The organism is Mesorhizobium sp. CNPSo 4689 (assembly GCF_057784325.1).
This window is the reverse complement of the sequence record NZ_JBWLUZ010000038.1, coordinates 35,198-44,654: the sequence shown is the minus strand read 5'-3', so window position 1 is coordinate 44,654 and position 9,457 is coordinate 35,198. Positions and strand designations below refer to the sequence as shown.

Sequence of the window (9,457 nt, the reverse complement as noted above, 5' to 3'; positions counted from 1 at the left end):
GGCCCTGATCGCAGTTTCCGGTGCGCGCGCCGCCGACGCCGTCGTCGTCGCCGAGCCGGAACCGGCTGAATACGTCAAGATCTGCGACGTCTACGGCTCGGGCTACTTCTACATCCCCGGCACCGAAACCTGCCTGCGCATCGGCGGCTATGTCCGTTACGACATCAGCGGTGGCGACGTCGGCTCGTTCGATGGTGCGAAGACCCTCGACGTGCAGGATGGTGGCGAGAATGACACCTGGCGCAAGCGGGCCCGCTTCACGCTGAAGACCTGGACCGGCCAGGAAACCGAACTCGGCACCTTGAAGACCTACACCGAGACCCGCTGGAATTTCAACAATCGCAACGACTATGCCACCGCGTTGTCTGACAATATTGCTGGCAACTCGGGCTTCTCGCTGAACTTCGCCTGGATTCAGCTCGGTGGTCTGCGCGTCGGTAAGGACGAATCGGCCTTCAACACGTTCATCGGCTACGCCGGCAACGTCATCCAGGATACGCTGGTTCCCTACGGCGATTTCGACACCAACGTCGTCCAGTACTACTTCGATGCCGGCAACGGCTTCTCCGCCGTTCTCTCGCTCGAAGAAGGCTCGGGCGGCGGTACCGATGGTTTCTACGGCAAGGGCACGATCGACAGCTACGTTCCGCATGTCGTCGGCGGTCTGAAGTATACGCAGGGCTGGGGCGCCATCACCGGCGTCATCGCGTATGACAGCAACTACGAAGAAGTCGCCGGCAAGGTCCGCTTGGACGTCACCCCGATGCAGAACCTGTCGCTGTTCATCATGGGCGGCTACGGCACCGACGACAACCTGTCGGATCCGACCTATGTCTTGGATGCTGGCGGCCGCGGCTTCTACAAGCAGTGGGACGGCAACTGGGCAGTCTGGGGTGGTGGTACCTACACCATCAACGAGAAGACCTCGTTCAACGTCCAGGTCTCGTATGACGAAGGTGAGAACCTCGGTATCGCAGCCAACATCGCTTACGATGTCGTCCCCGGCTTCACGGTCACGGCTGAAGTTGACTACCTCCACGCCGGCAATTTCGGTGAGGCCGATTTCTCCAACTGGACCAATGCCGACGACGACAACAACATCGGCGGTATGCTCCGCTTCCAGCGCTCGTTCTAAGGGCTGGTTCTACACAGGTGAAATCCAGCCCGGGCGCTTAAACGCCCGGGCTGGATTGTTTTCGTGACTGGGTCAACGCAAACGAAAGGATGGGGGTATCGGTAGCTGAATAGAGTCCGTGGGATGATTTCGTGGGATCCGTTGATGGGCGGATGAAATCACAACTGCGTGATTCAAAACTCTTGAAAGGGCGCCTCCAAGCGGATAGGGCTGATCTATCCATTCGGGGGTTGCAGCGAATGATGACGACCGAAGCGATTCAAGAGGAAACACCCTCTGATCATTTTTCGATGTTTTCTTCTCAAAGCTCAAAGATCAAATACAGCTTTAACAAGATAAGAGAAGTAAAGTCGTATAGGGTCGGAGAGCTTTTTTCAGCCTATCGAGACATACTTTGGGATGACGGGCGGCATAAATACAATGTCAGCTCCTTCATCGGCGAAATAGACGAGATCCTCCTTGGGGAGCGTTTCAGCGCCTTTGACCAAAGCACCCTGGACAACCTTATCGGCACCTTGCGCCAGCGCGGCAACAGCAACGCAACCATCAACCGGAAGATGGCTGCCCTTAGCAAACTGTTGCGCAAGGCTCATAAGATGGGAGATATCCACAGCCTGCCCGAGTTCCGCCGCCAGAAGGAGCGGGCGGGACGGATTCGTTTCTTGGAAAAGGACGAAGAGGCCAGGCTGTTCGCGGCCATCAGGAGCCGCAGCGAGGATGCTTACCGTCTTTCTGTCTTCCTCGTCGACACCGGATGCCGCCTCGGCGAGGCGCTCGGTCTGATCTGGAACGACATCCAGGAACACCGCGTCTCCTTCTGGATCACCAAGTCCGGCCGCAGCCGCACCATTCCGATGACTGCTCGTGTCAAGGAGGCGATCAAGCTTCCGGTCACCGAAGGACGCCGGCCGAAGGGTCCGTTCACCAAGCTCAGCCAGGCGCAATATCGCGCCATCTGGAACGATGCGAAGGCTGAGGTCGGCCTCGGCGCCGACGAACAGGTGGTGCCGCATATATTGCGCCATACCTGCGCTTCGCGACTCGTCCAGGGCGGCATCGATATCAGGCGCGTCCAGATGTGGCTCGGCCACCAGACGTTGTCGATGACCATGCGTTACGCCCATCTTGCCACCAACGACCTCGATGGCTGCGTCGTCGTGCTGGAAACGCCCCGCAGTGAAGGGACGACCGGCGGCACGGAGAACTCGGCGTTCTCGTCTCCGCTGACCACGCCTACATCGGCAGGGCCTGGGCAAAAGCGCGAAGCGGGCACAGCGAAGGCGGCCAAGCCGGCCAGGAAAAGCTCCAAGGCCAAATAGCTCCGCCAAACTTTCCTATACTGCAATAACGACCCAGAGACCGACTTGGTCTTGGGTTTTACTTTGCCTGAACCTGCTGTTCGACCCGATTTAGGAATGCGGCGATGGCGTCCGGCAGGCCGCCGGTCTCCAGGAAAGGCGCGTGGCCCTGGCCATCGACCGTAATCGCCTCCATGCTGGGATGGCGTTTTCGCATCTCTTCCAGCGTCTCGGCCGACAGAAGTTTCGAGTTGCCGCCGCGTATGGCGAGCAGCGGCACGGCGGCCAGCGCTTCGAACTGCGGCCATAGATCGGGTAGCGGCTTGCTGGGGTCGAGGCCGGCCAGCGTTTCGACCAGCCGCGGATCGAAATCCGGCAGCAGCCCCTGATCCGTCTCGCGATAGAGAGCTAACACCATCCGCTCCCAGTCCGCCTCGGTCAGCGCGGGAAAGTCACCGCCATGAGCGCTGCGTTGGGCATCGAGCGCCTCGGTTCGGCTCTTCGGCTTTGGCGCAGGATCGAGATAAGTGCGGATATGGGCAAGGCCCGCGGCTTCGATCACTGGGCCGATGTCGTTCAGCACGATGGCCTTGAGCACGGCCGGCCGCATCGCGCCGAGCACATAGATGATCAGCCCGCCGCGCGACGTACCGATGAAGGCCGCTTGCTCGATGCCGAGGCCCGCCAGGCCGGCGAGGATGTCACCGGCCTCGACACCGACATTATAGCGACTCACATCGGGGTCGTAGGCGGACTGCCCGCGCCCGCGATAGTCGAAGGCGATGACCTTTCGTGGGTTCTTCTCCTGCCTCGACAGATGCAGCGCCAGTTCATGAAAGTCGCGCGCATTGCGGGTCAGGCCGGGCAGGCAGACGACCGGCCAATGGCCCGAATTCGCTTCGCCGTAGACGCGGGCATGCAGCCTGGGCCCGTCCGGGGCGGTGTAGAAGAAATCGGAAAAACCTTGGTCATCTTGCATATGCACTCGATTCCCCGCCGTTGTCGGATCGCTTCCGACTGCTACAGCCGAGGGCAGGGGGCGGTCAAATGGAGAAGGAAGGGCCTCAACTCCGCCCGTTCACCAGATCTCCCACGATGTCGTACTTTCCCGAAATACGCATCTTGTAGACCTCGTAATTCTCCATCACGCGCTGCACGTAACTTCTTGTTTCCGTGTAGGGAATCCGCTCGATCCAGTCGACGACGGCGTCCACGTCCTTGCCGCGCGGGTCGCCATATTTCGTTACCCATTGAGCGGCGCGGTTGGGGCCGGCATTGTAACCGGCGAAGGTCAGCACATAGGACCCGTCGAAGCGGTCGAGCTGTTCGCCGAGGAAGGCCGCGCCCAGCGTCGCATTGTAGCCGGCGTCGCTGGTCAGCCGTGTCTGCGAAAACGTCAGTCCCGCCTTCTTCGCCAATTGCCTGGCGGTGCCCGGCATCAATTGCAGCAGCCCGCGCGCGCCGGCGCTGGAGATGGCGCCGACATTGAATTCGCTTTCCTGGCGGGCGATCGCATAGGCCAGCGCCTTGCCAGAGCCGGAGATGTTGGCGGTGTCGGGAATGACACCCAGCGGATGCGACAGTGCCCCGACATCGATGCCCCGCGCGCCGGCGATTTTGCCGATTTTCAGGGCCATGAAATGGTTGCCCTGCTTTTCCGCCAGCACGGCGAGCAGCGCCAGTTCGCCCGGACTGGTCAGCTGCCCGGCGAGGTCGCGGTAGAGCGTCTCGGCATAGCGGTCGTAGCCTGCCTCCTGCAGCCGCACGATGGCGCTGACAGCTTCTCGGATTACGAAGTTTTTCCGGTCAGCCGCACTCGGCTGCGGATACATGATGTTGAGGCTCCTCAAACCGACCCGCTCGCCGGCAAGCTGGCCGTAGAAGGTGGTGCCGTAGGCGGCGGCGCGAGAGAAATAGTCCTTGGCGTTGCCGGGGCCACCGACCTCTGCCGCGCGGCCGAGCCAGTAATAGGCGCGCGACAGCGACATCGGCCCCTGCGCCAGGTTGGCAATGCGCGCGAAATGCGTGGCGGCGGTGGCGGGATCGTTGAGGCCGCGCAGCGCGTACCAGCCGGCATGGAATTCGGCCTCGGCGGCGTTGGCGGCACCTTCGGCGGCATGCGCGGCGACAATTCTGTAGGCGGTCTTCATGTCGCCCTGGTCGACCAGCTCGCGCGCCAGCACCCGGCGCTCCACCCACCAGGCATCGGGATCGACCAGAGCCTCGCGGTCGCTCGGCACCTTCATCACGATCGCCGCGGCGTCGGAAAACTTCTGCTGCTTGCGCAGATATTCGGCCTGCGCAAAGAAATAGCCGGCCGAACGCTGCGCGGCGGGCACGGCCTTCAGCAGCTTGGCCGCATTCTTGTCGCCCTTGGACACGGCCGCCCAGGCATCGGCTAGCGGCTGGGCGCCGGCGAGGCCGGCGACGCGCAAGGCCGAGCTGACCCTGTCGGCATAGAACATGCGCTCCATGCGGAAGCGATGGTCGGCGGCCGGGATCAGCGCGCCGAACTCCTTGATGACCGCAGTCTCGTCCTTGGCCTCGAGCCTTTCCATGCGCCAGAATGGCGACAGCACCGAACGCGCTGCCTTGGCATTGCCCAGCGCGACATAGGAGCGGGCAAGGATGATCACGCCTTCCGGTGTCAGCGGCTGGCTGCCGTCGAATGCCTTCACCACGGTCTGCGGCGAGGGGTTCTCGCGATAGAGCGCGCGCTCGCTGTTCTTGCGCAGCGCGATCGTGCCCGGCCAGTTCGGCAGCATCTTGGCGGCGTCGGCGATGTCGCCGCTCGGCACCTGGTCGCCGCCATAGAGCGCGATCGCCCAGGCAAGGATATGGCGGTCGAGCGAATCGGCCGGCAGTGCCTCGCGCATCTGGCGCGCGCCGCCAATGTCGTTGGCCGCCAGCCTGTCGAGGCCGCTCTTCAGCGGGGCGACGCTGGGCGAGGGGCGCGCATCCGGCTGGCCCGGATCTGACTGGCTCTGCAAGTCGGGCATCGGGATCGCCGACGTCAGATGCACATCGACGCCACCGCCGATCGCCGCGACTGGGATCAGCGCAAGCGTGGCGCCCAGAAGCGCAAAACGATGGGACCGCCTGGTCGGCATGGTTTTCGTCATTCCTGTTCGTGCACACTACCAGCAGGCACGGAAGCGTTGCAGCCTAGACTTCGGTGGTGAAAAGCCCGTGAACAAAAGCTCATCTAGGTCGTTCGAATTGCCGACACTGGCACCATGGCAATGCTTGCCGCGCAACAATGTCGAGACTATGGTGCGCGGCTTCGCTTTCGGCTAGAAGGCGCGCACCATAGACCGACCGACAAAACTCGATAAGTCCCAAGGAGTTGGACGACATGCTGAGAGGCTCGCTGACCGCGCTCGTGACACCGTTCGAAAAGAGCGGGCGTTTCGACGAGAAAGCCTTTCGCGCGTTCGTCGAATGGCAGCTCGCTGAAGGCACAACCGGGCTGGTGCCCGTCGGCACCACAGGCGAGTCGCCGACGCTATCGCATGACGAGCATCGCCAGGTCGTCAAGGTGTGCATCGAAGTCGCCAACGGGCGCGTTCCGGTCGTCGCCGGTGCCGGCTCCAACAACACCGAAGAGGCCGTCGGGCTGGTGCAATATGCCGAGAAGGCGGGCGCCGATGCGGCTCTCGTCGTCACGCCTTATTACAACAAGCCGACGCAGCGCGGTCTCTATGCGCATTTCGCCGCCGTCGCCAAGGCGACCAGCCTGCCGATCATCATCTACAACATCCCGCCGCGCTCGGTGATCGACATGAGCCCGGAGACGATGGGCCAGCTGGCACACGACTTCAAGAACATCGTCGGCGTCAAGGATGCCACCGGCAAGGTCGAGCGCGTTTCCGAGCAGCGCGCCACATGCGGCAAGGATTTCATCCAGCTTTCCGGCGAGGACGCCTCCGCACTCGGCTTCAACGCCCATGGCGGCGTCGGCTGCATCTCGGTGACGTCGAATGTCGCGCCGAGACTCTGCGCCGAATTCCAGGAAGCCACCCTTTCCGGCGACAGCGCCAGGGCGCTCGACCTGCAGGATCGGTTGTTACCGCTGCACAAGGCGATCTTTACCGAGCCTGGCCTGTGTGGCGCCAAATATGCGCTGTCGAAGCTGGGCAAGGTCGAAAACGTCGTGCGCTCGCCGCTGGTGACGATCGAGGCATCGACTGCCGAGAAGATCGATCAGGCGATGAAGCATGCCGGCTTGATAAATTAGGGATGAGGCGCCACCTCTCCACATCATGAATCAAGTCAGAAAAGCCGATCCCAACAACAAGACCGTTGCGGAAAACCGCAAGGCGCGGTTTTCCTATGAGGTGCTCGACACGATTGAGGCCGGTCTGGTGCTGACCGGCACCGAGGTCAAGTCGCTGCGTCAGGGCCAGGCCAACATCCAGGACAGCTACGCCTCGGTCGAGGGCGGCGAGATCTGGCTGATCAACTCCTATCTGCCGGAATATCTGCAGGCCAACCGCTTCAACCACGAGCCGCGCCGGCGCCGCAAGCTGCTGCTCAACAAGCGCGAGATGGCGAAACTGTCGCAGAGCGTCGACCGCGAAGGCATGACGCTGGTGCCGCTGAAGATCTATTTCAACGACCAGGGCCGCGCCAAGCTCTTGCTCGCCGTCGGCCGCGGCAAGAAGCTGCACGACAAGCGCGAGACCGAAAAGCAGCGCGACTGGTCGCGCGAGAAGGGCCGGTTGCTGAAGGAACGTGGGTGACAAGCATCAGGCGATAGCCTGAAAAAAGCCAAGCGTTTGGCTTTCAAGTTTTTCGAACAGCGGAGCCTGCGAAGCGCAATAGGGGATAGTCTTGAAGAACCGGATCATCCTCTGGGGCGCGGCTGGCTTGGTCCTTGCGGGTCTCGTCGCAGCGGGTGGTTTTCTCTACTTCCGCACCTTCTCGCCGGACCGCGACAGATATCCGGTCAGGGGCATCGACGTTTCCCATCATCAGCACCAGATCGATTGGCGGCGCGTAGCCGCCGACGATGTCGCCTTTGCCGTCATCAAGGCGACCGAAGGCGGTGATCATGTCGACGATGCCTTCGCCGCCAATTTGCGCGAGGCCCGCGCCGCCGGGCTCGCGGTCGGCGCCTATCACTTCTTCACCTTCTGTCGGCCGGGCGCCGACCAGGCGAAGAACTTCATTTCGGTAGTGCCGCGCGAAGGGCCGCTGCTGCCGCCGGTTGTGGATATCGAATTCGGAGGCAATTGCCCGAAACGGCCGTCGCCCGAACAGTTGAACGCAGAACTCCAAGCTTTCCTCGGTCCGGTGGAGGCAGCCTTCGGTAAGCCGGCGATCATCTATCTGATCGACGAGGCGGCGGATGCCTATTCCGGACAGATCGCCAGCCGCCAGCGCTGGGTCCGTTCACTGGCGCTGTGGCCAGGCCATGACGACTGGATTTACTGGCAGTACCACAACAGCGGTCGCGTCGATGGCATCAGCGGCGATGTCGACCTGAACGTCCTGCAGGGCGGGCAGGAGAGGCTGGCGGAACTCTTTGCCAAGCCCGACTCTATCTCTGCAGAAACGCCGCGATCTCCCTGAACACATTGACGAACATCGCTTCGGTCAAAACGCCGGTATTGGTGTTGTAGCGCGAGCAGTGATAGCTGGAGAACAGCGTGATGGCGCCGGCCTGCTGCTGCCCGCCATGCCGGAACGGATAGGCGACGACGCGCCCACCCAGCGCCCGTACCGTCGACTGATGCGCGATCGAGCCCAGCGCCAGCACGGCGCGCAGGTTCGAAAAGCGGGCGATGGTCGGCATCAGGAATGTCCGACAGGTGGCGATTTCCGCACCCACCGGCTTGTTTTCCGGCGGCACGCAGCGCACGGCATTGGTGATCGCGGTGCCGACGAGTTGCAGCCCGTCATCCGGCCGCGCCTTGAACTCGCCGCGTGCAAAACCGTGCGCGATCAGCGTCGAATAGAGCAGGTCGCCGGCATAGTCGCCGGTGAATGGGCGCCCCGTCCGGTTCGCCCCGCGCAGGCCGGGCGCCAGGCCGACGATCAGCAGCCTGACGGCGTCCTCGCCTTCGGGCGGCAGGAAGGTCGGCACCGGCGCGTTGAACCAGGACGGTTCGCGTTGCCGCCAGTCGGCGATGAAATCATGCAGCCGCGGGCAGAGCGGGCAGTCGCGGCCGGGTTCGGGGGAGGAAGCGGCGACCAAGGCGGCCGCCGTCAAAAATCGTCCTCGTCGACTTCGGCCGGCTCGGGCCGGCGCACCGGCCGCTCGGACGGATCGCGGCCGACTTCGTTCTTCAGTGTCATCAGGTCCATGAAATGATCGGCCTGGCGGCGCAGATCGTCGGAGATCATTGGCGGCTGCGAGGCCATGGTGGAGACGATCGAGACCTTGCGGCCGCGCCGCTGCAGCGCCTCGACCAGGGTGCGGAAGTCGCCGTCGCCGGAGAAGATGACGTAGTGGTCGACGACATCGGCGAGTTCCAGGGCATCGACAGTCAGTTCAATGTCCATATTGCCCTTGATCTTGCGGCGGCCGGTCGAGTCGGTGAATTCTTTGGCCGGCTTGGTCACCACCTTGAAGCCGTTATAGTCGAGCCAGTCGATCAGCGGCCGGATCGAGGAATATTCCTGATCCTCGACCAGCGCCGTGTAATAGTAGGCGCGCAGCAGATAGCCGCGCTTCTGGAAGCTCGACAGAAGCTTGCGATAGTCGATGTCGAAACCCAGCGCCCGCGAGGTGGCGTAGAGATTGGCGCCGTCGATAAAAAGGGCGATTTTCTCACGAGGGTCGAACATGGAAAAATTTCCTTTTCGAAAATAGGCGGTCGTCTAAATGCGTGCGTGACTATCGGCCGGTCTCTGAAAATAGACCTTATGGCCTTCCTTATCCGAGATAGCGCCAGTTTTACGGCAATCCAAGCTGCCTTGCCGCATTGCAAGCAATTGTGATCGGTGCGCAATCGTCGCAGCCAGGCGTGTCCTGGATTTTGGTAACGATCCGCCCTCCGCCCGGGGCAGGCGCCCGTAT

General features: G+C 62.4%; 9 protein-coding genes. 5 read left to right on the top strand and 4 right to left on the bottom strand.

Features of this window, described 5'->3' with window-relative positions:
* Both AC04SI_RS28820 and AC04SI_RS28815 read left to right on the top strand, forming a co-directional pair.
* Positions 1-1,135, top strand: a 1,135-nt coding sequence (locus AC04SI_RS28820; RefSeq protein WP_488475352.1) for a porin, incomplete at its 5' end; no start/stop codon positions are given.
* A gap of 239 nt (positions 1,136-1,374) precedes the next feature.
* Entirely contained in the window at positions 1,375-2,454 is a 1,080-nt protein-coding gene (locus AC04SI_RS28815) for a tyrosine-type recombinase/integrase (protein WP_488475351.1), read from the top strand.
* Between the two features lie 58 nt (positions 2,455-2,512).
* On the opposite strand, the gene AC04SI_RS28810 is transcribed toward AC04SI_RS28815, so the two are convergent.
* Both AC04SI_RS28810 and AC04SI_RS28805 read right to left on the bottom strand, forming a co-directional pair.
* Complete coding sequence (locus AC04SI_RS28810; RefSeq protein WP_488475350.1) at positions 2,513-3,412, bottom strand: alpha/beta fold hydrolase; 900 nt, start codon at positions 3,410-3,412, stop codon at positions 2,513-2,515.
* A gap of 85 nt (positions 3,413-3,497) precedes the next feature.
* A complete protein-coding gene (locus AC04SI_RS28805; protein ID WP_488475349.1) occupies positions 3,498-5,543 on the bottom strand; it encodes a lytic transglycosylase domain-containing protein in 2,046 nt (681 codons plus the stop codon).
* 245 nt (positions 5,544-5,788) lie between these two features.
* Here AC04SI_RS28805 and dapA point away from each other — a divergent pair, with 245 nt between their 5' ends.
* The 3 genes from dapA to AC04SI_RS28790 all read left to right on the top strand — a co-directional run bounded on the left by dapA (position 5,789) and on the right by AC04SI_RS28790 (position 8,007).
* On the top strand, positions 5,789-6,670 hold the full coding sequence (dapA, locus tag AC04SI_RS28800; protein ID WP_404277470.1) for a 4-hydroxy-tetrahydrodipicolinate synthase: 882 nt from the start codon (positions 5,789-5,791) through the stop codon (positions 6,668-6,670).
* 25 nt (positions 6,671-6,695) lie between these two features.
* Positions 6,696-7,175 (top strand): SsrA-binding protein SmpB, encoded by a 480-nt coding sequence (gene smpB, locus AC04SI_RS28795; protein WP_006202221.1) that lies wholly within the window; start codon positions 6,696-6,698, stop codon positions 7,173-7,175.
* Positions 7,176-7,266: 91 nt separating this feature from the next.
* Positions 7,267-8,007: a glycoside hydrolase family 25 protein gene (locus tag AC04SI_RS28790; RefSeq protein ID WP_404277375.1), complete on the top strand. Its 741-nt coding sequence runs from the start codon at positions 7,267-7,269 to the stop codon at positions 8,005-8,007.
* Here the strand turns inward: AC04SI_RS28790 and AC04SI_RS28785 are convergent.
* Together AC04SI_RS28785 and AC04SI_RS28780 are read right to left on the bottom strand one after the other, a co-directional pair.
* Positions 7,976-8,647, bottom strand: coding sequence for a uracil-DNA glycosylase (locus AC04SI_RS28785; protein WP_488475348.1), 672 nt, complete (start codon positions 8,645-8,647; stop codon positions 7,976-7,978). The genes AC04SI_RS28790 and AC04SI_RS28785 overlap by 32 nt on opposite strands.
* Positions 8,644-9,225: a LabA-like NYN domain-containing protein gene (locus AC04SI_RS28780; RefSeq protein WP_006202226.1), complete on the bottom strand. Its 582-nt coding sequence runs from the start codon at positions 9,223-9,225 to the stop codon at positions 8,644-8,646. Before AC04SI_RS28780 ends, AC04SI_RS28785 begins: the two co-directional genes overlap by 4 nt.
* Positions 9,226-9,457: the final 232 nt, after the last annotated feature.

Coding starts and splice junctions, on each gene's coding strand:
- AC04SI_RS28810 (WP_488475350.1), bottom strand. CDS start 3,412: ATGCAAGATGACCAAGGTTTTTCCGATTTCTTCTACACCGCCCCGGAC.
- AC04SI_RS28780 (WP_006202226.1), bottom strand. CDS start 9,225: ATGTTCGACCCTCGTGAGAAAATCGCCCTTTTTATCGACGGCGCCAAT.
- smpB (WP_006202221.1), top strand. CDS start 6,696: ATGAATCAAGTCAGAAAAGCCGATCCCAACAACAAGACCGTTGCGGAA.
- AC04SI_RS28805 (WP_488475349.1), bottom strand. CDS start 5,543: ATGCCGACCAGGCGGTCCCATCGTTTTGCGCTTCTGGGCGCCACGCTT.
- AC04SI_RS28815 (WP_488475351.1), top strand. CDS start 1,375: ATGATGACGACCGAAGCGATTCAAGAGGAAACACCCTCTGATCATTTT.
- dapA (WP_404277470.1), top strand. CDS start 5,789: ATGCTGAGAGGCTCGCTGACCGCGCTCGTGACACCGTTCGAAAAGAGC.